Annotated in this window: 23 protein-coding genes and 5 tRNA genes; 27 read left to right on the top strand and 1 reads right to left on the bottom strand. The window is 32.7% G+C overall.

Going from position 1 to position 24,378, the window contains the following annotated elements:
• Nucleotides 1–21 precede the first annotated feature (21 nt).
• Nucleotides 22–855: a glycerophosphodiester phosphodiesterase gene (locus ACJBCC_RS14930; protein ID WP_407557620.1), complete on the top strand. Its 834-nt coding sequence runs from the start codon at nt 22–24 to the stop codon at nt 853–855.
• Nucleotides 856–1,017: 162 nt separating this feature from the next.
• Nucleotides 1,018–1,185, top strand: a complete 168-nt coding sequence (locus ACJBCC_RS14925) for a hypothetical protein (protein ID WP_299103042.1) — start codon at nt 1,018–1,020, stop codon at nt 1,183–1,185.
• Here ACJBCC_RS14925 and ACJBCC_RS14920 read toward each other — a convergent pair.
• Nucleotides 1,171–2,520 carry an exo-beta-N-acetylmuramidase NamZ domain-containing protein gene (locus tag ACJBCC_RS14920; protein ID WP_407557619.1) on the bottom strand — a complete coding sequence of 450 codons (1,350 nt, stop codon included), beginning with the start codon at nt 2,518–2,520 and terminating at the stop codon, nt 1,171–1,173. The genes ACJBCC_RS14925 and ACJBCC_RS14920 overlap by 15 nt on opposite strands.
• A gap of 9 nt (nt 2,521–2,529) precedes the next feature.
• Between ACJBCC_RS14920 and ACJBCC_RS14915 the strand changes: the two genes are divergently transcribed.
• The 25 genes from ACJBCC_RS14915 (at nt 2,530) to rpoB (ending at nt 24,333) form a co-directional block, all read left to right on the top strand.
• Nucleotides 2,530–3,762, top strand: coding sequence for an ABC transporter permease (locus ACJBCC_RS14915; protein ID WP_299103045.1), 1,233 nt, complete (start codon nt 2,530–2,532; stop codon nt 3,760–3,762).
• A gap of 156 nt (nt 3,763–3,918) precedes the next feature.
• On the top strand, nt 3,919–4,899 hold the full coding sequence (locus ACJBCC_RS14910; protein ID WP_407557618.1) for a PLP-dependent cysteine synthase family protein: 981 nt from the start codon (nt 3,919–3,921) through the stop codon (nt 4,897–4,899).
• Between the two features lie 204 nt (nt 4,900–5,103).
• Nucleotides 5,104–5,979 (top strand): T9SS type A sorting domain-containing protein, encoded by an 876-nt coding sequence (locus ACJBCC_RS14905; RefSeq protein ID WP_407557617.1) that lies wholly within the window; start codon nt 5,104–5,106, stop codon nt 5,977–5,979.
• Nucleotides 5,980–6,007: 28 nt separating this feature from the next.
• Complete coding sequence (locus tag ACJBCC_RS14900; protein WP_407557616.1) at nt 6,008–7,282, top strand: DUF2851 family protein; 1,275 nt, start codon at nt 6,008–6,010, stop codon at nt 7,280–7,282.
• Nucleotides 7,283–7,296: 14 nt separating this feature from the next.
• Complete coding sequence (locus tag ACJBCC_RS14895; RefSeq protein ID WP_299103051.1) at nt 7,297–7,524, top strand: PspC domain-containing protein; 228 nt, start codon at nt 7,297–7,299, stop codon at nt 7,522–7,524.
• 6 nt (nt 7,525–7,530) lie between these two features.
• Nucleotides 7,531–8,556, top strand: coding sequence for a TrkA family potassium uptake protein (locus tag ACJBCC_RS14890; RefSeq protein ID WP_299103053.1), 1,026 nt, complete (start codon nt 7,531–7,533; stop codon nt 8,554–8,556).
• A gap of 93 nt (nt 8,557–8,649) precedes the next feature.
• Nucleotides 8,650–10,245, top strand: a complete 1,596-nt coding sequence (locus ACJBCC_RS14885; RefSeq protein WP_299103055.1) for a sodium:alanine symporter family protein — start codon at nt 8,650–8,652, stop codon at nt 10,243–10,245.
• A 22-nt stretch (nt 10,246–10,267) separates the two neighbouring features.
• A complete protein-coding gene (locus tag ACJBCC_RS14880) occupies nt 10,268–11,155 on the top strand; it encodes a ComEA family DNA-binding protein (protein WP_407557615.1) in 888 nt (295 codons plus the stop codon).
• Nucleotides 11,156–11,167: 12 nt separating this feature from the next.
• Entirely contained in the window at nt 11,168–12,334 is a 1,167-nt protein-coding gene (locus ACJBCC_RS14875; RefSeq protein ID WP_407557614.1) for an acyl-CoA dehydrogenase family protein, read from the top strand.
• A 227-nt stretch (nt 12,335–12,561) separates the two neighbouring features.
• On the top strand, nt 12,562–13,938 hold the full coding sequence (locus ACJBCC_RS14870; protein WP_407557613.1) for an alpha-amylase: 1,377 nt from the start codon (nt 12,562–12,564) through the stop codon (nt 13,936–13,938).
• 110 nt (nt 13,939–14,048) lie between these two features.
• Entirely contained in the window at nt 14,049–14,939 is an 891-nt protein-coding gene (locus ACJBCC_RS14865) for a tyrosine-type recombinase/integrase (protein ID WP_407557612.1), read from the top strand.
• Between the two features lie 84 nt (nt 14,940–15,023).
• A complete protein-coding gene (hpf, locus tag ACJBCC_RS14860) occupies nt 15,024–15,326 on the top strand; it encodes a ribosome hibernation-promoting factor, HPF/YfiA family (RefSeq protein ID WP_299103065.1) in 303 nt (100 codons plus the stop codon).
• A 115-nt stretch (nt 15,327–15,441) separates the two neighbouring features.
• Nucleotides 15,442–15,515: transfer RNA gene (locus tag ACJBCC_RS14855), tRNA-Thr, on the top strand.
• 73 nt (nt 15,516–15,588) lie between these two features.
• Nucleotides 15,589–15,670 (top strand) — tRNA-Tyr (locus ACJBCC_RS14850).
• A gap of 135 nt (nt 15,671–15,805) precedes the next feature.
• Nucleotides 15,806–15,878, top strand: a tRNA-Gly gene (locus ACJBCC_RS14845).
• Between the two features lie 67 nt (nt 15,879–15,945).
• Nucleotides 15,946–16,017 (top strand) — tRNA-Thr (locus ACJBCC_RS14840).
• A gap of 69 nt (nt 16,018–16,086) precedes the next feature.
• A complete protein-coding gene (gene tuf, locus ACJBCC_RS14835) occupies nt 16,087–17,274 on the top strand; it encodes an elongation factor Tu (RefSeq protein ID WP_299103067.1) in 1,188 nt (395 codons plus the stop codon).
• A 62-nt stretch (nt 17,275–17,336) separates the two neighbouring features.
• A tRNA-Trp gene (locus tag ACJBCC_RS14830) sits at nt 17,337–17,409 on the top strand.
• 47 nt (nt 17,410–17,456) lie between these two features.
• Nucleotides 17,457–17,651, top strand: a complete 195-nt coding sequence (gene secE, locus ACJBCC_RS14825; protein ID WP_407557611.1) for a preprotein translocase subunit SecE — start codon at nt 17,457–17,459, stop codon at nt 17,649–17,651.
• 18 nt (nt 17,652–17,669) lie between these two features.
• Complete coding sequence (gene nusG / locus ACJBCC_RS14820) at nt 17,670–18,215, top strand: transcription termination/antitermination protein NusG (protein ID WP_299103071.1); 546 nt, start codon at nt 17,670–17,672, stop codon at nt 18,213–18,215.
• Between the two features lie 66 nt (nt 18,216–18,281).
• Nucleotides 18,282–18,722 (top strand): 50S ribosomal protein L11, encoded by a 441-nt coding sequence (gene rplK / locus ACJBCC_RS14815; RefSeq protein WP_299103073.1) that lies wholly within the window; start codon nt 18,282–18,284, stop codon nt 18,720–18,722.
• 11 nt (nt 18,723–18,733) lie between these two features.
• Nucleotides 18,734–19,423 carry a 50S ribosomal protein L1 gene (gene rplA, locus ACJBCC_RS14810; protein ID WP_407557610.1) on the top strand — a complete coding sequence of 230 codons (690 nt, stop codon included), beginning with the start codon at nt 18,734–18,736 and terminating at the stop codon, nt 19,421–19,423.
• A 19-nt stretch (nt 19,424–19,442) separates the two neighbouring features.
• Nucleotides 19,443–19,964 carry a 50S ribosomal protein L10 gene (gene rplJ, locus ACJBCC_RS14805; protein WP_299103077.1) on the top strand — a complete coding sequence of 174 codons (522 nt, stop codon included), beginning with the start codon at nt 19,443–19,445 and terminating at the stop codon, nt 19,962–19,964.
• Nucleotides 19,965–20,023: 59 nt separating this feature from the next.
• Complete coding sequence (rplL, locus tag ACJBCC_RS14800; protein WP_299103078.1) at nt 20,024–20,398, top strand: 50S ribosomal protein L7/L12; 375 nt, start codon at nt 20,024–20,026, stop codon at nt 20,396–20,398.
• Nucleotides 20,399–20,520: 122 nt separating this feature from the next.
• Nucleotides 20,521–24,333 (top strand): DNA-directed RNA polymerase subunit beta, encoded by a 3,813-nt coding sequence (gene rpoB, locus ACJBCC_RS14795; RefSeq protein WP_299103080.1) that lies wholly within the window; start codon nt 20,521–20,523, stop codon nt 24,331–24,333.
• Nucleotides 24,334–24,378: the final 45 nt, after the last annotated feature.

The following is a 24,378-nucleotide window of genomic DNA, read 5'->3' as shown; positions in this document are numbered from 1 at the left end:
TTAATTATTTCGCTGTTATTTATGAGCTGTAGTAAAAACCATAAAAAATTTGATGTTCAAGGACACAGAGGTTGCAGAGGATTAATGCCAGAAAACACATTGCCTGCTTTTAATAAAGCAATGGATTTAGGTGTTAATACTTTAGAGTTAGATATTGTTATTTCTAAGGATAATAAAGTTGTAGTATCGCATGAACCTTTTATGAATCCTTTGATATGTTTAGATGCAATTGGTAACGAAATTCCTGATGCATTAGAAAAATATTATAATTTATTTGAAATGAATTATAATGAAATCAAAAAGTTTGATTGTGGCACAAAATTTCATCCTACTTACCCATATCAAGAAAAATTAAAAGTGTATAAGCCGCTGTTATCTGAGGTTTTTGAGCTTGTAAAACAAAAAAAATCTAATGTTACTTATAATATTGAGATTAAATCAGAGGAAGAATATTACAATACTTTTACGCCACAACCAGATCGATATGTAAAACTGGTTTTAGATGTTATTAATAAGCATCATGTAGAATCTCATGTCGTTCTTCAATCATTTGATATTAGAATCTTAAGAGAAATTAGAAAACAATCGCCCAATATAGTAATTGCTTTATTGGTAGAAGAAGACGAAGAAATTTGGAGAAAAATTTCAATGCTTGATATTGTAAAGTTACCTGAAATTATTAGCCCTTATTACAAATTATTAGATGCAACTATAGTTAGAAATTTAAAGGCAGAGAACTTTAAAGTTATTCCTTGGACAGTGAATGAAGAGCAAGACATGAAGCAATTAATATCTTGGGACGTCGATGGTATTATAAGTGATTATCCAGATCGTTTAATTAAGGTAATACAGTAATAATATCAATATAAAAGTATAAAACACTACACTTCTTCTCTTTTTTATGCATTTTGTAGGATTTTTAAGTGGTTAACCAGTTTAAATACTTAGGTTTAGAATTGAGGGAAATTATTTTAAACATGTTATCACTGCTATAGTGATGCTTATTATATTTTTATTTTGAAAAACTTTATACGCATTTTCCTTGTAGTTGTCCTTACCTTCTTATTAGGATATACATTAAATTACGAAAACGCTAAACTTAAAAACGAGACTGAAAACAGAGCTGCAGAATTAATAGACAATTCAAATTCTAACATCTATAACAATAAATTAGTTATAGATTAAATATGCACTTCGGGTTTTTTTATAAGATTCTAAGCCGTCTTTCCATGTGGCTCGAATGGCCTCTTCTGTTAAACCAGATTCAATTTGTTGCTGTAAAATTTTTGTGCCAGCATGTGCAGTAAAATTACTAGTGTTGAAAAATTTAGATTTATCCTTAGCATTATTGTAAGCATCTAAAACATATTTCAAAGTAAAATGACGTTCCGCTTTTATTTTAGATAAGTCAGCGCCATAGCAAACTTCATTTTGATGTTTTGGATACTTTGAACCAAAATTTGCGATTGGTGTATACGAAAACTCGTAATAATTCTTGTCTAAAAACGGCGCACCATAACGTTGAAACTGAAATTCGGTACCTCTACCAGCATTAATGTTTGTACCTTCAAATAAACCTAAATTAGGATATAATAGTATAGATTGATTATTTGGTAAGTTTGGAGAAGGCCTTATAGGTAGATTATAAGAACTAGAATGACTGTAGTTTTTTAATTCTACAATAATAATATTACATTTAATACCATTTTTTAGCCACCCTTCGCCATTGATCATTTTCGCATATTCACCAATGGTCATGCCATGTACTAATGGAATAGGATGCATTCCTAAAAAACTACTGTGTTTTTTTTCTAAAATAGGACCATCTATATAATTTCCATTCGGGTTTGGACGATCTAATATTAATAAAGGAATGTTTTGCTCTGCACAAGCTTCCATAACATAATGCAAGGTAGAAATATAAGTGTAAAAACGTACACCAACATCTTGAATGTCAAAGATCATAAGATCTATATCTTTTAAATGAGATTCTGTAGGTTTTTTGTGCTTTCCATGTAAAGAAATTATTGGTAAACTTGTTTTGGTGTCAACACCATCTTTTACGAGTTCGCCAGCATCTGCAGTTCCTCTAAAACCATGTTCAGGAGAAAATACTTTTTTAATATTAATCTGATGTTTTAATAGTGAATCTACTAAATGTATGTATAAGTTCGTAGTATTATGCAGACTAGAGTTTCCAGATGTAACGTCAATAACACTTGTTAGATTTGCTACAATACCAACACGTTTTCCTTTTAAAATTGGGATATATAATTCAGTTCTATTTGCGCCAACTATAATAGAATGGTCCGTTGGAGTTACATCATTAACTTGTTTAGATTCAGTGGTCATAACTTCTTCTAACGCACTATTACCATGAGATGAATCTTTTTTTATGGAAAAATTTTCTATTGCACTACCAGTTTCAGACTTCACTTTGTTTCCACAAGAAAACGTAATGAATAAAATCCCAATAATTATCGAGAATAAAACTGTATTTTTGACAACCTTTAAAAGCATAGAGTAGGTTTGAATTTCGAGTTATTTATAGCTAAACGTATAATTGGCAATAAAACGTATAAAAGTAGTGTTTCGGCACCAATTATTAAAATTGGTATCGCGGCAATTGCAATTGGTATTATTGTAATGCTTATTGCTATCGCGACTGGCTTAGGTTTACAACAAAAAATCAGAGATAAGGTAGTCGCTTTTAATGGCCATATTGAAATTACTAATTATGACTCTAATGCATCCGATGAGTCACAAATTCCTATTTCAATAAATCAAGATTTTTACCCAGATTTTGAGAGCGTAGAAGGAATAAAACATGTTCAGGCAGTTGCTACAAAATTCGGAATTATTAGAACCGAAACTGATTTTGAAGGTGTAGTGGTAAAAGGTGTTGGAGCAGATTATAATTGGGATTATTTCGAAGAATTTTTGGTAGATGGTAAACTCCCAGACTATTCTCAAAAGCGTAATGAGCAAGTTTTGATCTCATCTTATTTAGCTAAAAGATTAGGTTTTGTGGTTGGTGGTAAGTTTCAAACTGTTTTTGCTGAACAAATAGATAAATTGCCTAGAATAATGAATTTTGAAATCGTCGGAATTTATAATTCTGGTTTTCAAGAACTCGACGAAAAATTTCTTCTCGCAGATTTAAGACATGTGCAGCGATTGAATAGATGGGAATCGGATCAAGTTGGGAATTTTGAAGTTTTTATTGATGATTTTTCAGAAATTGAATCCATCAGTCAACACGTATATAAAAATACGGATTCGCATTTAAATGCTATATCTATTACTCAAAAATACTATACTATTTTCGAGTGGATTAAAATTTTCGATAACAATACTTATGGTATTATAGCCATAATGATTATCGTAGCTGGTATAAATATGATAACAGCCTTACTTGTATTAATACTAGAACGTACACAAATGATTGGGATTTTAAAAGCCTTGGGAAGTTCTAATTGGACGATAAGAAAAGTGTTTTTGTATAATGCGTCTTACTTAATTGGATTAGGCCTGTTTTGGGGAAATCTTATTGGTTTAGGCTTGCTATTTGCCCAGAAATATCTGAAGCTTTTTCCTTTAAATCCTGACACCTATTATGTAAGCACAGCACCAGTTTATATCAGTTGGGATTATATTCTTTTATTAAATATTGGCACATTTGTAGCCTGTCTGTTAATGTTATTAATACCTTCTGTGATTATCTCAAAAATTTCGCCAGTGAAAGCGATGAGGTTCGATTAATAATAACTAGCAATTAACTTTATGTAAATAACTTTTCAGTTATTTTTGCACTTTTAAAAGTATAACGCTATATAAAGTCTTTGGGAAAGCTTCAATAATTACAAGTATATAATTAAGACGCAAAAATTTTACCGTTATAAATACTAATAAATAGAAATGGATTACGTAGATAATATATTAGGAACGATAGGTAATACACCTATGGTTAAAATGAATAAATTAGTAGAAGAATTACCATGTTTAGTACTCGCTAAATATGAAACTTTTAACCCAGGAAATTCTGTAAAAGACCGAATGGCTTTGCAGATGATTGAAGATGCCGAAGCAGATGGAAGATTAAAACCTGGAGGAACTATCATAGAAGGTACTTCTGGTAATACAGGAATGGGATTGGCCTTAGCCGCTATTGTTAAGGGTTACAAATGTATATTTGTAATGGCAGATAAACAATCTAAAGAGAAGGTAGATATTATGCGTGCTGTTGGCGCGGAAGTCATTGTATGTCCTACAGATGTTGAGCCAACGGATCCGCGCAGTTATTATTCGGTTTCAAAACGTTTAGGAGAAGAAACGCCAAACGCATGGTATGTTAACCAATATGATAACCCAAGTAATACCAAAGCGCATTACCAAAGTACAGGACCTGAGATTTGGAAACAAACCGAAGGTAAAATCACGCACTTTGTGGTTGGTGTAGGTACAGGTGGAACTATTTCTGGTGTTGCTAAATATTTAAAGGAACAAAATCCTGATATTAAAGTTTGGGGAGTTGATACCTATGGATCAGTATTTAAAAAATATCACGAAACAGGAATCTTTGACGAAGACGAAATCTATCCTTATGTTACAGAAGGAATTGGTGAAGATATTTTGCCAAAGAATGTAAACTTTGATCTTATTGATGGCTTCACCAAAGTAACAGATAAAGATGCATGTGTTTATACGCAACGTTTGGCAAAAGAAGAAGGTATGTTTTTAGGGAATTCTGCCGGTTCAGCTATAAAAGGTGTGTTGCAATTAAAAGAACATTTTAAACCCGAGGATGTTGTTGTGGTTTTGTTTCACGATCATGGAAGTCGTTATGTTGGAAAAATGTTCAATGACGATTGGATGCGTGAGATGGGCTATATTGATTAAATTTTTCTTGTAACAACATGAAAATAATATATATATAATTGAAAATCCTGATTAGTAGTCAGGATTTTTTTTATTTATATCATTGTCAATAAGTTATATAGGGCAGTTTTTATGGATTGAGAGGTGTTCATAATTGTTTTTAATTGAGTGTTTTGAGATGAATAATCTTTATTTTGTTATTTTTATACAACTAAACAATTTATCATGAGGCAATTATACATTTTTATACTAGTTATTCTTTTTGGTAATTTTGGGTTTGCTCAGATTACTTATGTTCAAATAGAGCTGGTTAATCCACAAATGGGTGAACCAATTTTTATGGGCAATGCTGTGCCAGTTTCAACTTCAACAGATGATGGTTTGAATGCTATATTTAGTTTACACGAAACATCTTTTTATGAATCACTTTATCCCAGTTCATCAAATGGGTTTTACAATAATAGTTACTCTTTGTACGCTAAAATTAGGTGTAATAGTTGTGATGAAAGTGAATTGATTTCAGATTTATTAGAATATAATACGGTTGTGGCTTATGCAGGTTTAGAAACAGAAAATTTTTTGATAAATGGGTTGTATATTCATTTAGTAGATGATACCATAGGAATACCAACTGGAGTAAGTTCTAATGGTATAATTGAAACTAATGATACTCTGCTTAACCAGTTGTTTTTAGATTATAATGTTGTAACTTTTGAATTAAATGATAGCAATTGGGGTGGAAACACATATAATCTTAAGTGCAGATGTGATTCTAGTATATTAAAAGCTGAATTAGATAATTATGTTTCATTAATTTCAACAGCGACACCTGTTGATTATGGTATGCTCCTATCTACTGAAGACAGCATACAATTTGAGGCTAAAATTTATCCTCAACCTTTCAAGGATAAAGTTAATATTGATATTAATCAACCAATAAAATCATTGGTTTTATTCGACGTGTTAGGAAAACAAGTATACAAATCGTCTTCGATTATAGGTTTTGAAAATTTCTCATCAACTCTTAAATCAGGAGTTTATCTTTTAAAAATTTTAACTTCCGAAGGTGAATCCATAACAAAAAAACTAATAAAGTCATAAGTTAAAATCGAATTCTCTATTTTAGAGCATGCAAGAAGATTTCCTTCACTACATCTGGAAACATAAAGCTTTTGATTCATCTGTTTTAAAAACTACGAAAGGAGAATTAATTAGTATTACTAATTTAGGACAACACAACCATAATTCTGGACCAGATTTCTTTAATGCGCAACTTAGTATTGAAAATCAACTTTGGGCTGGTAATGTGGAGATTCATATAAAATCTTCAGATTGGTATGTTCATAATCACGAAACGGATAAGGCCTATGATAATGTAATTCTTCACGTTGTTTGGGAACATGATACCGAAATTTACAGAAAGAATAATTCTGAAATACCAACTTTAGAATTAAAACACTACGTGGATTTAAGCTTAATTCATAAGTATAAACAACTTATGGAGTCTAAGTCTTGGATTAATTGTGAATCTAGTTTTGCAGATGTTGATGATTTTTTATTTAATAATTGGTTAGAACGTTTGTATATAGATAGATTAGAACGGAAATCACAAACTATTCATCAATTGTTAAAGGAGTCCAATAACGATTGGGAAGCTGTATTGTTTAAAATGTTATTAAAAAACTTTGGATTAAAAGTGAATGGAGAACCATTCTTCAGCTTGGCCAATTCTATTGACTTTTCAATAATTAGAAAATTACAAAGTGATGTTTTAGATATAGAGGCATTACTATTTGGCCAATCAAACCTATTGCGAGATTCTAATGTTGAAGAGGTCTACTTTAACGATTTAAAAAAAAGTTATGAATTCCTGAAACAAAAATTTAATCTAATTAATCTTGGTGTATTACCATTGCAATTCTTTAGATTAAGACCTCCTAATTTTCCTACCATTCGTTTATCTCAATTTGCAAATTTGTATGGTAAAGAACAAGGTCTGTTTTCTAAATTACTACAACTTAAATCTAAAGAAGCTATTTACGAGTTTTTCAATTTAGGCGTAACGGATTTTTGGAAAACCCATTATACATTTCAAAAGCCTTCTACATCTTCAAAGAAGCAATTATCCAAATCATTTATAGATTTAGTAATTATAAATACCTTAATTCCTATTCAGTTTAGCTATGCTCAATCTCAAGGAAAATCTATAGACGATGATGTTTTTCAACTTATCAAAGAACTGAAAATAGAGAGTAACAGTGTGGTGTCAAAATTTTTAGATTTAAAGACTATAGATAAAAACGCGCTAAATTCTCAAGCGTTAATTCAATTAAAACAAAATTATTGCGATAAAAATAAGTGTTTACAATGTGCAATTGGTAATAGCTTAATCGTTAAAAATTAGGTAACTTGCATATCATGAATAAATCTCACAGTTTATTATTATATTTTCAAAAACGAGGCTATTACGTGTGTCAACGTATTGCAGATCGTCTGGGAATACGTGCAAAAATTGTAAGAACTTCATTTATGTATCTCACATTTGTAACCGTTGGTTTTGGTTTTGCGCTTTATGTTTTTTTGGCATTTTGGATGCGAATTAAAGATATCATCTACACTAAACGCTCTTCGGTTTTCGATTTATAATTCACAATGGATAATCCGCTAATAAGACTATATAGATCAAAGATTTACACGGCAATAATGATGCTAGTGTTTTTGCTCACTGTTGGGATCTGTGGTTATAGGTTTATCTCAGATTACGACTGGTTAGATGCTATTTACATGACGGTAATAACTATTACCACTGTTGGGTTTGCAGAAGTAAATCCATTAGACACCCAATCTAAAATATTTACTATATTTCTAATTTTAGCAAGCGTAGTTATTGTAGGTTATGCAATTTCTATTATTACTGAATTTATACTTAGTAAAAATAACTTTGAAGACATAAAAAAACGAAAAATGCAAAAGAAAATTGATGCCATGACTAATCATATTATCATTTGTGGTTTTGGTCGAAACGGAAAACAAGCAGCAAGAAAGCTAGAAGATTACAATAAACCTTATGTCGTTATTGAACGCGATAAGGATATTATAGAAAAACTACAAGAAGACTCTATTCCTTATGTTTTTGGAAATGCAAATGAAGATGAAGTATTAAATGAAGCTGGTATAGATAAAGCAAATACTTTAATTAGTGCGTTACCAAGCGATGCAGATAACTTGTTTGTGGTTTTGTCTGCTAGACAGATAAACAAACAATTAAAAATTATAAGTAGAGCATCTCAAGAAACATCATATAATAAATTAAAGTTAGCAGGTGCCAATAATGTTATCTTACCAGATAAAATTGGTGGAGACCATATGGCTTCATTAGTTGTAATTCCAGATTTAGTAGAATTTATAGATAACCTTGGAATTGTAGGTGAACGAAATATTAATATTGAAGAAGTACAAGTAGAGCAACTTTATAATATTAGTGAGGTTAAGACCATTAGGGAATTAGATCTTCGTAAAAAATCAGGTTGTACAGTAATAGGGTTTAAAGACGATAAAGGCGAATATATAGTAAACCCAGAAGCTGATACTAAGCTAATTCCGGGCTCTAAAGTAATTGTTTTAGGACGACCAGAACAAATAAGAAAATTGAATTTAGAATTCAATATTGGTCAGTAGAAGCAGCCATTTTAACGTAATTGACTTTAAAAACTCAATATTTTTTAGCATCTTGTCATCTTTAATAATAAAACTAACTAAGAACCCTTACTCATGAAGAAATATCTTCTATCAATTTTTGCCCTTTTATTACCTTTATTAAACTTTGCTCAAGATGCCCAAGAGGTAGGTATTGACCAAAAAATAGACGAAGCTTTTGGTAATGCAACAGGCTGGTTTGTAAAAGCTATTTTTTATCAAATAGATTTTGGAGGAGGAATAAAAGTCTTTTGGGTATTGTTTCCATTAATTTTAGGAGCATTATACTTTACTGTTTATTTTAAGTTTATAAATTTTAAAGGCTTTTTTACATCAGTAAATATAGTAAGAGGAAAATATGATGATATAGATCATCATGAATCTTTAGTTGCCGCAGGTGATTCAACTCCAGGAGGTGATAATATAGAAACTATAGCAATTGAAGACCATGAAGGTGAGGTGTCACATTTCCAAGCACTAACAGCTGCTTTATCTGCAACCGTAGGTTTAGGAAATATTGCAGGTGTCGCTATTGCAGTATCAATTGGTGGAGCTGGTGCAACATTTTGGATGATAGTTGCAGGTTTTCTAGGTATGGCCTCTAAATTTGTGGAATGTACATTAGGTGTGAAATATCGAGATATTGATGAAAACGGAACCGTATTTGGCGGACCAATGTATTATTTAACAAAAGGTTTAAACTCTAAGGGATTAGGTGGTTTAGGAAAAGTATTAGCCGCAGTTTTCGCAGTATTTGTAATTGGTGGCTCTTTTGGAGGTGGAAACATGTTTCAAGTCAACCAAGCTGCTCAATTATTTGAGCATATGACAGGAGGTGAAGAATCGTTTATAAATGGATATCGTTGGGTATTTGGTTTGGTAATGTCGATTCTTGTTGGTATCGTAATTATTGGTGGTATCAAAAAAATCGCGAAAGTTACGGATAAGATCGTACCATTTATGGTTGCCATCTATGTAGCTGCTTCACTTTTTGTAATCTTTGCTAACTTCAGCATGGTTGGTGACGCATTCGTACAAATATTTAATGGAGCATTTAGTCCAGAAGGTGTAGCAGGTGGAGCAATTGGTGTTTTAGTACAAGGATTTAGAAGAGCAGCCTTTTCAAATGAAGCAGGTGTTGGGTCAGCGTCTATTGCACATTCAGCCGTAAAAACTAAATATGCAGCATCAGAAGGTATGGTCGCTTTATTAGAACCTTTTATAGATACTGTTGTGGTATGTACAATGACAGCTTTAGTATTAGTGATAACAGGTAACGTAACTTCTGCTAATGCAGGTTTAAATGATGCAGATGCTATATTACTAACATCTGGAGCATTTGAGTCTGTTATCTCTTGGTTTCCTTATGTTTTAACAGTTGCTGTAGTATTATTTGCTTTTAGTACTATGATTTCTTGGTCGTACTATGGTTATCAAGGTTGGGCTTACTTATTCGGAAGATCTAAAAATACAGAGTATATCTATAAAATTTTATTCTGCTTGTTTGTAATTGTAGGGGCTTCAATTAGTTTAGGTTCTGTGATAGGATTTTCAGATGCCATGATTTTTGCAATGATGGTACCAAACATGATTGGTTTAGTTATTCTTGCTCCTAAGGTAAAAGAAGAACTCAATAAATTTATGAAGGCCATTAAAGCAAAAAAAGCATAACATATTTTAATTACTTAATCATATGAAATCCCATTTCCAGTTTTCTAACCAACAACGGAATGGGATTTTTTTATTGTTAGCACTTATTGTTATTATTCAATGTCTTTATTGGTTTGTCCCTAACCTTTACATTAATTCAAAAGAAGAATTACCTGAAAATATAAATGAGATAGAAGCTTTTAGAAATGAAATAGATTCTTTGCGTTTAGTCGAAATAGAAAACAAGAAACCAAAAATTTATCCTTTTAATCCTAATTATATTACAGACTATAAAGGGTATAGTTTAGGAATGTCTAATGAAGAAATAGATAGATTACATAAATTTAGATCAACTAATCAATGGGTAAATTCAGCTAAAGATTTTCAGAATGTTACTAAAGTTTCAGATTCCTTTTTAGCAAAAATTTCGCCGTATTTTAAATTCCCAGAATGGGTTACCAACCCAAAACCAAAGTCACGAGGTTATAATAATTCATATTCAAAATCCTCAACATCGAAATCATATAATCAAAAGATTGATTTAAATATTGCTACAGCGAATCAACTAAGAATAGTTTATGGTGTTGGTGAAAAACTATCAGAACGGATTATAAAATATCGAAATAAATTTAGTGGAGGATTTATTTCAGATATTCAGCTAAACGAAATATATGGTTTAGAGCAAGAAGTAATAGAACGTATTAAAAATGATTTTACAGTAAAGACGCCAAGATCCATCCAAACCTATAATTTAAATACAGCAACACGAGATCAGTTGGTCACTATTCAATATATAGATTACGAGATTGCGAATAATATTATAGAAGAAAGAACACTTAGAGATGGCTTTAGTTCAATTGATGATTTACGAATGGTAGAAGATTTTCCGTTGAAAAAATTCGAGATAATTAAGCTATATTTGCACCTCTAAAAACAACTATTTATGTCAAATTTATATTTTACAGAAGAACACAATTTATTTAGAACTAGCCTTAGGGATTTTTTAAATAAAGAAGTTGTGCCACATATTGATAAATGGGAAGAAACTGGCCACATTGAGCGTTTCATCTGGAAAAAATTTGGTGATATGGGTTACTTTGGATTGGCGACTCCAGAAGCGTATGGTGGATTAGATTTAGATTTGTTTTACACTGTAATTTTTCTTGAAGAATTACAGCGCATTAACTCTGGTGGTTTTGCAGCTGCAATGTGGGCACATGCTTATTTGGCAATGACCCATTTAAATAAGGAAGGTAATCATGAGCAAAAAGAAAAATTTTTAACACCAAGTGCTCTAGGTGATGCAATAGGGTGTCTTTGTATTACAGAACCGTTCGGCGGAAGTGATGTTGCAGGTATGAAAACTACTGCAGTAAAAAAAGGAGATAGTTATGTAATAAATGGATCAAAAACATTTATTACAAATGGCGTCTATAGTGATTATTTGGTTGTTGCGGCAAAAACAAGTCCTGAGCTAGGTAATAAAGGGATTAGCATATTTGTAATGGATAGAGATACGCCAGGTATATCGGCAACTAAATTAGATAAACTAGGTTGGAGAGCTTCTGATACTGGAGAAATTGCTTTTGATAATGTTGAAATTCCAATAAATAATTTAATGGGAGAAGAAGGTCAAGGGTTTCCATATATAATGCAGCATTTTGCATTAGAAAGATTAATAATGGGAGTGAATTCTCATGCTAGAGCAGAGTATGCATTAGAATATGCGAAGCAATATATGTCCGAAAGAACAGCATTTGGAAGAACAATTGATAAATTTCAGGCCTTAAGACATACATATGCAGATTGTGAAACTCAGATGGAAATATGTAAACAGTTTAATTATTATGTAGCTAAGCGTTTAGATATGGGAGATTATGTGGTAAAAGAGGCAACAATGTCTAAGCTACAATCTACAAAAATGGCTGATGATGTAATTTATCAATGCCTTCAGTTTTTAGGTGGTTATGGTTATATGGAAGAATATCCATTAGCACGTATGGCTAGAGATAGTCGTTTAGGCCCAATTGGTGGTGGAACATCCGAAATTCTGAAAGAGATTATTGCAAAAATGGTAATTGATAATAAAGATTACAAGCCTGCAACCTAATTGTTTCAATTAAGAACAATTAGAATTCGATAACAAAAGTTAAAAACACGGAAGTAAATACTTACTAAAATTAAAACCTATCAATTTTTTGATAGGTTTTTTGTTGATGTCATATTTTTTGGTGTAATATTTTGGTTATTTATCAACACGAAAACGTTTTCGTATAGATTTTGGTTTTGTGCTAGGTTAATATTTTACTAGTTTTAGGTACAACCAAATTAAATATTATGAAATATTTTAAATTTTACGTATTAGCATTTATAATGCTATTATTTTTTAATTGTAGTCAGGATGAAATTGTTACAGAAGATCAAAGCATCCAACCAACCAAACCAATTATATCTAATGCTAAAAATGGATTAAAACCTATAGGCTCTGGTGTAATGATGCAAGCTTTCTATTGGGATGTACCTGCAGGTGGTACATGGTGGAACACCGTAAACTCAAAAGTAGCTGATTGGAGTAATGCAGGAATTGATGCAATTTGGGTGCCTCCAGCTTCAAAAGCACAGAATGGCCCATTTTCTATGGGTTATGATCCTTTTGATTATTATGATTTTGGAGAATACAACCAAATGGGAAGTGTTGAAACACGTTTTGGCTCTAGAACAGAGTTGATTAATATGATAAATACGGCACATCAAAACGGGCTTAGCGTTATAGCAGATATTGTAATTAACCATAATAGTGGAGGAGCTAGCGAGTCCAATCCGTATTCTGGAGGAAATACTTGGACAGATTTTAATCCAATGTCAGGAAAATTCTATCGATCAGCAACTGATTTTCATCCAAATAATATTCAAAATAATGATAGTGGTGCTTTTGGTGGTTTTCCAGATTTATCTCATAACCAAACCTATGTTCAAGATTGGTTATGGAAAAACTCTAATAGTGTAGCGAAATATTACAGAGATGTTATTGGCTTTGATGGATGGCGTTTTGATTATGTAAAAGGTTTTGATCCATGGGTAGTAAAAGCATGGAAGGATGAAGTAGGTGGATTTTCGGTTGGTGAATTATGGGATAGTAATGTGTCATTGTTAAATTCATGGACGAGTTCAGCTGAAGCGAGTGCTTTTGACTTTGCGTGTTATTATAAAATGAAAGATGCTTTTATGGGAAATAATTTAGCAGCTTTAAATGATAATATGTTGTGGAAACAAAACGCGTCTAGAGCAGTGACATTTGTTACTAATCATGATACAGACGAAATAACAAATAATAAAATTTTAGCGTATGCTTATATTTTAACACATGAAGGCTATCCAACTATTTTTTACAAGGATTACGAAGAATGGTTAAATAAAGAGCGTTTAAATAACTTAATATGGATACATAATAATCTTGCAGGAGGCTCTACTAATATTTTGCATGCAGATAACGATGAATATATTGCAAAAAGGAATGGGTACAATAATAATGGCTTAGTGGTTTATATAAATAACTCAAATTCTTGGCAAGAAAGATGGGTAGAAACCAATTGGTCTAGTACTGTAATAAAGGATTATACTGGTCATTCTAGTTGGGAACTTACTACTCAATCTGGTAAATGGGTAAAAATTCAAGCACCACCAAAGAGTTATTCGGTTTGGTCAATAAAGTAATAACTTATATTAGTAAAGATAAAATCCTGCAACATGCAGGATTTTTTATTTAAAGAAATGACTATTAACCATAACTATTAGTTATATTTATTTTCATCAAATAAATCAAAATGAGTATTAAAGCATTTTCAGAATATTTATTATTAGAAAAGAAATATTCTGAACATACGGTTATGGCTTACACAAGAGATATAATTAATTTTCAAGAATTTTTGATTCAACATCATGATACGGAACATTTATTAAACGCCAACTATTCTGTGATCAGACAATGGATAGTAGAGTTAGTAGATAAAAATATATCCAATAGATCAATTAACCGAAAGGTATCCTCATTAAATAGTTACTATAAGTTTTTATTAAAGACCGAAGAATTAGAATCAAATCCCCTCAAACAACATAAAGCGTTAAAGGTTGGGAAGAAGTTACAATTACCTTTTTCCGAGCAAGAGTTAAAATTAGTTTTAGAAAATTCTATTGAAATTATAGATTTTGAAACTGCTAGAAACCATTTCATAATAGAGTTGTTGTATGCCACAGGTATTAGACGAATAGAGCTCGTCAATTTAAAATTAAATGATATAAATAGTGGTAATGATCAAATAAAAGTATTGGGTAAGCGCAATAAAGAACGCTATATTCCTTTAATTAATTCATTAAAAAAATCTTTAAATCGGTATTTAGAGTTTCGTAAAGACTTGCCGGAGATTATAGATGGTGATATGCTTTTTTTAACAAAAAATGGTCTTAAAATTTACGAAAAACTTGTTTACAGAATAATAAATAAGTATTTTAGTGAAGCATCTTCGAAATCAAAATGCAGCCCTCATGTATTAAGACATTCGTTTGCTACGCACTTATTAAATAAAGGTGCTGATTTAAATACGGTTAAAGAACTATTAGGTCATACTAGTTTAGCTGCAACACAAGTTTACACCCACAGCAGCATAACTGAATTAAAAAAGGTACATGCTAATGCACATCCAAGAAATAGAGAATAAACTTTGACTTAATAGTATTAAGACCACCAAAAATTTTTAGTTACAAATAAAATAACATTACATGTTTAATTTAAAATAAGATTTATGAAAGTAAACACCCAATCCGTTAATTTTACGGCAGATAGCTCATTGATAGATTTCATTCAAAAACGAATGGACAAATTAGATATGTATTATGATAAAATAATTCAGTCTGATGTGTATCTCAAAGTTGAGAACACAAGTGATAAAGAAAATAAAATTTTTGAAGTAAAAGTAAGCGTTCCAGGAGATAGTTTTGTTGTAAAAAAACAATGCAAATCGTTTGAAGAAGGCGCAGATGCTGCGATTGCGTCCTTAGGGAGACAAATTAAAAAACGAAAAGAAAAATTAAGGGCACATAGTTGATTAAATTTTTTTCAAAAAATGTTTTGAATAATTAAATAAAGTCTTACATTTGCAGTCCGTTAGAAATAGCGGGCTTTTTTTAAGCTTAATTATAGTAGTAAAAAAGTAAGAAAAAGCCGATGTAGCTCAGCTGGCTAGAGCAGCTGATTTGTAATCAGCAGGTCGTGGGTTCGAGTCCCTCCATCGGCTCTTTGAAAGTTTAATTTTTTAAATTTAAAAAGAATTAGATTTTTATTAAATTGATATATTGAATTTAAGTTTTGGGGAGATACTCAAGCGGCCAACGAGGGCAGACTGTAAATCTGCTGACTACGTCTTCGCAGGTTCGAATCCTGCTCTCCCCACAAAAATTTTCACGTAAAGGTTTAAAAGTGTATTTTTGCAAAACTATTTACGGAGAATGTAAGATAAATTTCTTAGGGAATTTGTTTTAGATTGAAATAATGAATACCAATCAAAGTGTAAAAATTTTGATAAATGCGAGAGTAGCTCAGTTGGTAGAGCGTCAGCCTTCCAAGCTGAATGTCGCCGGTTCGAACCCGGTCTCTCGCTCTAAAATTTACGAGTTAGGATTTATACTTATATATCGTAATTCGAAATCGGCTATTTATAGTAGTATGCCGGTGTAGCTCAGGGGTAGAGCGTTTCCTTGGTAAGGAAGAGGTCACGAGTTCAAATCTCGTCATTGGCTCTTTTTTCTAAGCGGATTAGAATAAAAAAATTGAACACTAATATTAAATAAGAATAAAATAAATTAAACATGGCAAAGGCAACTTTCGATCGTTCAAAACCACACTTAAACATAGGTACTATTGGACACGTAGATCACGGTAAAACAACTTTAACTGCTGCTATTACTAAAGTATTAGCTGATGCAGGTTTATCTGAAGCAAGATCATTTGATCAAATTGATAATGCACCAGAAGAAAAAGAAAGAGGTATAACAATTAATACTTCTCACGTTGAATATGCAACTGCTAATCGTCACTACGCTCACGTTGACTGTCCAGGTCACGCGGATTACGTAAAGAACATGGTTACAGGTGCTGCACAAATGGATGGTGCTATTTTAGTTGTTGCTGCAACAGATGGTCCTATGCCACAAACTCGTGAGCACATCTTACTTGGTCGTCAGGTAGGTATTCCTCGTATCGTTGTATTCATGAATAAAGTGGATATGGTTGATGATGAAGAGTTATTAGAATTAGTTGAAATGGAAATCAGAGATTTATTATCATTCTACGAGTATGATGGTGATAATGGTCCTGTAGTAGCAGGTTCTGCTTTAGGTGCACTTAATGGTGAGCAAAAGTGGGTTGATACTGTAATGGAATTAATGAAAGAAGTTGATGCATGGATTGAAGAGCCAGTTCGTGATATGGACAAGCCTTTCTTAATGCCTATTGAAGATGTATTTTCAATTACAGGTCGTGGTACAGTAGCAACTGGTCGTATTGAGACTGGTGTTGCAAACACTGGAGATCCTGTTGAAATTATTGGTATGGGTGCTGAGAAATTAACATCTACTATTACTGGTATTGAAATGTTCCGTCAAATCTTAGATAGAGGTGAAGCTGGTGATAACGCTGGTATCTTATTAAGAGGTATTGAGAAATCTCAAATCTCAAGAGGTATGGTAATTACTAAGCCAGGTTCTGTAACTCCTCACTCTAAGTTTAAAGCAGAGGTTTATATCCTTAAGAAAGAAGAAGGTGGACGTCACACTCCATTTCATAACAACTATCGTCCACAGTTCTACGTGCGTACAACTGATGTAACTGGAAACATTGCACTTCCTGATGGAGTTGAAATGGTAATGCCAGGTGATAACTTGACAATTACTGTAGATTTGATTAACACAATTGCAATGAACGTAGGTTTACGTTTCGCTATCCGTGAAGGTGGTAGAACAGTTGGTGCTGGTCAGGTTACTGAAATTTTAGACTAAACAATATAGTTAAATAATTAATTAAGGTGTCTCGAGATTTCGGGATGCCTTGATTATTGTTTACGGGTTTAGCTCAGTTGGTAGAGCACTGGTCTCCAAAACCAGGTGTCGTGAGTTCGAGTCTCTCAACCCGTGCAAAATGCAAATAGGTCATCTGTGACCTCAATAAAATTTTAAATCAAATGGCAGGATTAGTAAAATATATAAAAGAATCGTTTGAAGAGTTAAAGAACAATGTGTCTTGGACACCATGGCCTGAAGCTCAAAAACTTACAGTAATTGTAGCTGTTTTTTCAATTATTTTTTCTTTAGCTATTTGGGGAGTTGATACTGTGTTTAGTAAAGCGGTAAAGGCTTATTTTGAAATGATACACTAACAATTATACAATAAGAAGATGTCTGAAAAAAAGTGGTATGTTGTTAGAGCAGTAAGTGGTCAGGAAAATAAAATTAAAACTTATATAGAGAATGAAATCTCGAGATTAGGTTTAAATGATTTTGTTGATCAAGTTTTAGTTCCAACGGAAAAGGTTATTCAAATCCGTAACGGTAAAAAAATACAAAAGGAGAAGGTTTATTTTCCTGGTTATATAATGGTTCAAGCTAATTTAAGTGGAGAGATTCCACATATAATTAAATCAATAACAAATGTAATTGGTTTTTTAGGTGAAACTAAAGGTGGTGATCCAGTTCCATTAAGGCAATCTGAAGTAAACAGAATGTTAGGTAAAGTGGATGAATTATCTGTAGAAGCTGATGCTAATGTAGCAATACCATTTACAAAAGGAGAAACTGTTAAAGTTATTGATGGTCCTTTTAATGGGTTCGATGGTACTATAGAGAAAATAAATGAAGAAAAGCGTAAACTTGAAGTAATGGTCAAAATTTTTGGAAGAAAAACACCATTAGAGTTAAGTTATATGCAAGTAGAAAAAGTATAATAATTGTTACAGTAAAGAGCGTTTATCTATGCTTCCAATGTAGATATTCGTAATAAATTTTAAGAAATGGCAAAAGAAATAGACAAAGTAGTTAAGCTACAAGTTCGGGGAGGTGCTGCGAATCCATCGCCACCGGTAGGACCCGCTTTAGGTGCCGCTGGAGTTAATATCATGGAGTTTTGTAAGCAATTTAATGCTAGAACTCAAGATAAAGCAGGTAAAGTTTTACCTGTGGTAATATCTGTTTACAAAGACAAATCGTTTGAATTTGTAATTAAGACACCACCAGCAGCAGTACAATTATTAGAAGCGGCCAAAGTAAAGAAAGGATCAGGAGAACCAAACCGACGTAAAGTAGCAAAAGTAACTTGGGATCAAGTTAAAGCAATTGCTGAAGACAAAATGGTAGATTTAAATGCCTTTGAAATCGGATCAGCTATGAAAATGGTTGCCGGTACAGCAAGATCGATGGGTATCACTGTAAAAGGAGGAGAAGCTCCAAACTAAATTTTTTAGAAATGGCAAGATTAACAAAAAAGAAAAAAGAAGCACAAGCAAAGGTAGATAGCAATAAAATCTATTCTTTAGAAGAGGCTTCTGCATTACTAAAAGAAATTACATATACTAAGTTTGATGCTTCAGTAGATTTAGCAATCAGATTAGGTGTTGATCCACGTAAGGCTAATCAAATGGTTCGTGGTGTAGTTTCATTACCACACGGAACAGGTAAAGACATGAAGGTTCTTGCGCTTGTGACTCCAGATAAAGAAGCAGAGGCAAAAGAAGCCGGTGCTGATTATGTTGGATTAGATGAGTACTTACAGAAAATTAAAGATGGTTGGACAGATGTTGACGTTATCGTTACTATGCCAAGCATAATGGGTAAGTTAGGACCATTAGGTAGAGTATTAGGGCCAAGAGGTCTTATGCCAAACCCTAAAACAGGAACAGTTACTATGGATGTTGCAAAAGCAGTTTCTGAAGTAAAAGCTGGTAAAATTGATTTTAAAGTAGATAAAACTGGTATTATTCATGCACCAATAGGTAAAGCATCGTTTAGTACAGATAAAATTATTGGGAATGCTCAAGAATTATTATCTACAATAATGAAGTTAAAGCCTACTGCGTCAAAAGGAACTTATGTAAAAAGCATTTACATGTCTAGTACAATGAGTCCAAGTATTGCAGTTGATACAAAAATAGGATAGTAGTTAAACTTAGAATATTATGACAAGAGAAGAAAAATCCCAAGTAATTGAAGAGTTGACTGCACAGTTAGCAGATAATACAAATATCTATTTAACAGATATTTCTGGATTAGATGCAGCAACAACTTCAAATTTAAGAAGAGCGTGTTTCAAGTCTAACATAAAGTTAGCAGTTGTAAAAAATACACTTTTAGAGAAAGCAATGGATGCATCGGAGAAAGATTTCGGTGACTTACCAACAACTTTAAAAGGTAATACATCTGTAATGTACTCTGAAACAGGAAACGCACCTGCCAAAGTAATTAAAGAATTCCGTAAAAAATCTGAAAAACCTTTATTAAAAGGAGCTTTTATTGAGGAGTCTATTTACATTGGAGACGAATTACTAGATGCATTAGTTGATATTAAGTCTAGAGAAGAACTTATCGGTGAGATTGTAGGATTATTACAGTCACCTGCTAAGAACGTTATCTCTGCTCTTAAATCAAGTGGTGGTACTATCGCAGGTATCGTAAAAACATTATCTGAAAGAGAAGGATAATTTTTAAGAATACACAATAGAAAATTAAATTATAACACACATTATTAAACATTAGAAAAATGGCAGATTTAAAAGATTTCGCAGAACAATTAGTTAACTTAACAGTAAAAGAAGTTAACGAATTAGCAACTATATTAAAAGATGAGTACGGTATTGAGCCTGCTGCTGCTGCAGTTGCAGTTGCTGCTGGTGGTGCTGCTGGTGGTGATGCCGCTGAAGAGCAAACTGAATTCGATGTTATCTTAAAAGCGGCAGGTGGTTCTAAACTAGCTGTAGTAAAATTAGTTAAGGAATTAACTGGTTTAGGTTTAAAAGAAGCAAAAGGATTAGTTGATGATGCACCAAGTGCAATCAAAGAAGGTGTAGCTAAAGACGAAGCTGAAGCATTAAAATCTCAGTTAGAAGAGGCTGGTGCTGAAGTTGAGCTTAAGTAAGCTTAACCCATCTACAATACAAGGTTTAGGTCTAGAGTAATACTCTAAGACCTAGACCATTTTGTGTATATAAACGTTATATACATTTTTTAGTTTTTATTTAATAAAAATCTCGTTCATCAATGTTAGCAAAAAAGGCTGAAAGAATTAATTTCTCTTCTATTGTAAATAGGACAGATTACCCAGACTTTTTGGATATCCAAATTAAATCCTTCCAGGATTTTTTCCAATTAGAAACAAAGTCAGAAGAAAGAGGTACTGAAGGTTTATACAACACCTTCATGGAGAACTTCCCAATAACAGATACACGTAATCAATTCGTATTAGAATTTTTAGATTACTTTATTGATCCACCAAGATATTCTATAGAAGAATGTATTGAAAGAGGATTAACTTACAGTGTGCCTTTAAAAGCAAGATTGAAGTTGTATTGTACAGATCCAGAACATGAGGATTTCGAAACAATCGTTCAAGATGTTTATTTAGGTACTATACCTTATATGACTCCAAGTGGTACATTTTGTATTAATGGAGCAGAGCGTGTAGTCGTATCTCAATTACATAGATCACCAGGTGTATTCTTTAGTCAATCATTCCATGCTAATGGAACAAAATTATATTCAGCTAGAGTAATACCTTTTAAGGGATCTTGGATTGAATTTGCTACTGATATCAATCAAGTAATGTATGCCTATATTGATAGAAAGAAGAAGTTACCTGTAACAACTTTATTCAGAGCTATTGGTTTTGAACGTGATAAAGATATTTTAGAGATTTTTGACTTAGCAGAAGAAGTTAAGGTTTCAAAATCTGGATTAAAAAAAGTTATCGGTCGTAAACTTGCGGCTCGTGTACTTAATACTTGGCATGAAGATTTCGTTGATGAAGATACTGGTGAAGTAGTATCTATTGAGCGTAACGAAATTGTATTAGATCGTGACACCATAATAGACAAAGACAATATTGAAGAAATTCTTGAGGCAGAAGTAAAAACTATTCTTTTACACAAAGAAAGTGCGCAACAAGGAGATTATGCAATAATCCACAATACATTACAAAAAGATCCAACAAATTCTGAAAAAGAAGCTGTTGAGCATATCTACCGTCAATTACGTAATGCCGAGCCGCCAGATGAAGAGACTGCTCGTGGTATTATTGACAAATTATTCTTTTCTGACCAACGTTACTCTTTAGGTGAAGTAGGTCGTTACAGAATGAATAAGAAATTACAGTTAGATATCGGAATGGATAAGCAAGTGCTTACTAAAGAAGATATTATAACTATTATAAAATATTTAATTGAGTTAATTAATTCTAAAGCAGAGATTGATGATATCGATCACTTATCTAACCGTCGTGTACGTACAGTAGGTGAACAATTATCTTCTCAATTTGGAGTTGGTTTAGCTCGTATGGCACGTACTATTCGTGAGCGTATGAATGTGCGTGATAACGAAGTATTTACACCTATTGATTTGATTAATGCTAAGACCTTATCTTCAGTTATTAATTCTTTCTTTGGTACAAACCAGTTATCACAATTTATGGACCAAACGAATCCTCTTGCAGAGATTACGCATAAGCGTCGTCTTTCAGCACTTGGACCAGGTGGTTTATCAAGAGAGAGAGCAGGTTTCGAGGTACGTGATGTTCACTATACTCACTACGGACGTTTATGTCCTATTGAAACACCAGAAGGACCAAATATTGGTTTAATTTCTTCTTTATCTGTATTTGCTAAAGTGAATTCTATGGGATTCATTGAAACACCATATAGAAAAGTGGAAGAAGGTGTTGTAGATATACAAAATGCACCAACATATTTAAGTGCAGAAGAGGAAGAAAATATGTTAATTGCTCAAGCAACAATTAAAGTTGATGAGAAAGGAACAATATTAGCAGACAAAATCATTTCTCGTCAAGAAGGTGATTTCCCTGTAATTGAGCCATCACAAGTAGATTATACTGATGTAGCTCCAAACCAAATTACATCAATATCTGCTTCGTTAATCCCGTTCTTAGAACATGATGATGCCAACCGTGCATTAATGGGATCTAACATGATGCGTCAGGCTGTACCATTATTAAGACCTGAAGCACCAATTGTAGGAACAGGTTTAGAGCGTCAAGTAGCTTCAGATTCTAGAGTATTGATAAATGCGGAAGGAGCTGGTACTGTTGAATACGTTGATGCAGAAAAAATAACTATTAGATACGAACGTACAGAAGAAGAAGCTATGGTTAGCTTTGAAAGTGATACAAAAACATATCCTTTAGTTAAATTTAGAAAAACAAATCAAGGCACGTCTATCAACTTAAAGCCAATCGTTGAGAAAGGTGATAAAGTTGCAAAAGGGCAAGTTCTTTGTCAAGGTTATGCGACGGAAAATGGTGAATTAGCACTTGGTAGAAATATGAAAGTAGCCTTTATGCCTTGGAAAGGGTATAACTTTGAGGATGCGATTGTAATTTCTGAAAAAGTAGTTAGAGAGGATGTATTTACATCTATTCATATTGATGAATATTCTTTAGAGGTTAGAGATACTAAATTAGGTAATGAAGAATTAACTAATGACATTCCTAATGTTTCTGAAGAAGCTACCAAAGATCTAGATGAAAATGGTATGATTCGCATTGGTGCAGAAATCAAACCAGGAGATATCTTAATAGGTAAGATTACACCTAAAGGAGAATCTGATCCAACTCCAGAAGAAAAACTTCTTAGAGCTATCTTTGGTGATAAAGCAGGTGATGTAAAAGATGCTTCTTTAAAAGCTTCTCCATCGCTTAATGGTGTAGTAATTAATAAAAAATTATTTGCTAGAGCCGTTAAAGATAAACGTAAGAGAGCACAAGATAAAGAGGATATCGAAGCATTAGAAAATGCTTACGATAATAGATTTGATGAGCTTAAAAATATCGTGGTTGAAAAATTATTCAACATTGTAAACGGTAAAACTGCTCAAGGAATTTATAATGATTTAGGGGAAGAAATTATTCCAAAAGGTAAGAAGTATACCTTAAAAATGTTAAACGCTGTTGATGATTATACGCATTTAACTTCTGGAAAATGGACAACTGATGATCATACAAATGAATTAGTTGCAGATTTAATCCATAATTATAAGATTAAGGAAAACGATCTTCAAGGTTCATTAAGACGTGAGAAGTTTACAGTTTCTGTAGGAGATGAATTACCAGCAGGTATTATTAAATTAGCTAAGGTTTATATTGCTAAAAAGCGTAAACTAAAAGTTGGTGATAAAATGGCAGGTCGTCACGGTAACAAAGGTATTGTTGCACGTATTGTACGTCAAGAAGATATGCCTTTCTTAGAGGATGGAACGCCTGTTGATATCGTATTAAATCCACTTGGTGTACCTTCTCGTATGAACATCGGTCAGATCTATGAAACAGTATTAGGTTGGGCTGGTCAAGATTTAGGTAGAAAGTATGCAACACCAATTTTTGATGGTGCTACTTTAGACCAAATTAACGAGTATACAGATGAAGCTGGTATTCCAAGATTTGGACATACATATCTTTATGATGGTGGAACAGGAGATCGTTTTGATCAACCAGCAACAGTTGGTGTAATCTATATGATTAAACTTGGTCACATGATTGATGATAAAATGCACGCTCGTTCTATTGGACCTTACTCATTAATTACGCAACAACCATTAGGTGGTAAAGCGCAATTTGGTGGACAACGTTTTGGAGAAATGGAAGTTTGGGCACTTGAGGCGTATGGTGCATCTAGTACTTTACGTGAGATCTTAACTGTAAAATCAGATGATGTTATTGGTAGAGCAAAAACTTACGAAGCAATCGTTAAGGGAGAGCCAATGCCAGAACCAGGACTACCAGAATCATTCAACGTACTTATGCACGAATTGAAAGGTTTAGGATTAGATATTAGATTAGAGGAATAAAAAATAGTAGGCAGTCGTCAGTATGCAGTCAATCTGTATACTGAA

Origin of the sequence: Winogradskyella sp. 4-2091, from assembly GCF_045765065.1 — a bacterium.
Taxonomy (GTDB): domain Bacteria; phylum Bacteroidota; class Bacteroidia; order Flavobacteriales; family Flavobacteriaceae; genus Winogradskyella.
Note: the sequence above shows the minus strand (reverse complement) of the source record. Positions and strands in the feature narration are given on the sequence as shown.

Bases quoted from the DNA above. Each gene is read 5' to 3' on its own strand.
- ACJBCC_RS14930 (WP_407557620.1), top strand. From the start codon at position 22: ATGAGCTGTAGTAAAAACCATAAAAAATTTGATGTTCAAGGACACAGA.
- ACJBCC_RS14920 (WP_407557619.1), bottom strand. From the start codon at position 2,520: ATGCTTTTAAAGGTTGTCAAAAATACAGTTTTATTCTCGATAATTATT.
- ACJBCC_RS14910 (WP_407557618.1), top strand. From the start codon at position 3,919: ATGGATTACGTAGATAATATATTAGGAACGATAGGTAATACACCTATG.
- ACJBCC_RS14905 (WP_407557617.1), top strand. From the start codon at position 5,104: ATGAGGCAATTATACATTTTTATACTAGTTATTCTTTTTGGTAATTTT.
- ACJBCC_RS14900 (WP_407557616.1), top strand. From the start codon at position 6,008: ATGCAAGAAGATTTCCTTCACTACATCTGGAAACATAAAGCTTTTGAT.
- ACJBCC_RS14895 (WP_299103051.1), top strand. From the start codon at position 7,297: ATGAATAAATCTCACAGTTTATTATTATATTTTCAAAAACGAGGCTAT.
- ACJBCC_RS14890 (WP_299103053.1), top strand. From the start codon at position 7,531: ATGGATAATCCGCTAATAAGACTATATAGATCAAAGATTTACACGGCA.
- ACJBCC_RS14885 (WP_299103055.1), top strand. From the start codon at position 8,650: ATGAAGAAATATCTTCTATCAATTTTTGCCCTTTTATTACCTTTATTA.
- ACJBCC_RS14880 (WP_407557615.1), top strand. From the start codon at position 10,268: ATGAAATCCCATTTCCAGTTTTCTAACCAACAACGGAATGGGATTTTT.
- ACJBCC_RS14875 (WP_407557614.1), top strand. From the start codon at position 11,168: ATGTCAAATTTATATTTTACAGAAGAACACAATTTATTTAGAACTAGC.
- ACJBCC_RS14870 (WP_407557613.1), top strand. From the start codon at position 12,562: ATGAAATATTTTAAATTTTACGTATTAGCATTTATAATGCTATTATTT.
- ACJBCC_RS14865 (WP_407557612.1), top strand. From the start codon at position 14,049: ATGAGTATTAAAGCATTTTCAGAATATTTATTATTAGAAAAGAAATAT.
- hpf (WP_299103065.1), top strand. From the start codon at position 15,024: ATGAAAGTAAACACCCAATCCGTTAATTTTACGGCAGATAGCTCATTG.
- tuf (WP_299103067.1), top strand. From the start codon at position 16,087: ATGGCAAAGGCAACTTTCGATCGTTCAAAACCACACTTAAACATAGGT.
- secE (WP_407557611.1), top strand. From the start codon at position 17,457: ATGGCAGGATTAGTAAAATATATAAAAGAATCGTTTGAAGAGTTAAAG.
- nusG (WP_299103071.1), top strand. From the start codon at position 17,670: ATGTCTGAAAAAAAGTGGTATGTTGTTAGAGCAGTAAGTGGTCAGGAA.
- rplK (WP_299103073.1), top strand. From the start codon at position 18,282: ATGGCAAAAGAAATAGACAAAGTAGTTAAGCTACAAGTTCGGGGAGGT.
- rplA (WP_407557610.1), top strand. From the start codon at position 18,734: ATGGCAAGATTAACAAAAAAGAAAAAAGAAGCACAAGCAAAGGTAGAT.
- rplJ (WP_299103077.1), top strand. From the start codon at position 19,443: ATGACAAGAGAAGAAAAATCCCAAGTAATTGAAGAGTTGACTGCACAG.
- rplL (WP_299103078.1), top strand. From the start codon at position 20,024: ATGGCAGATTTAAAAGATTTCGCAGAACAATTAGTTAACTTAACAGTA.
- rpoB (WP_299103080.1), top strand. From the start codon at position 20,521: ATGTTAGCAAAAAAGGCTGAAAGAATTAATTTCTCTTCTATTGTAAAT.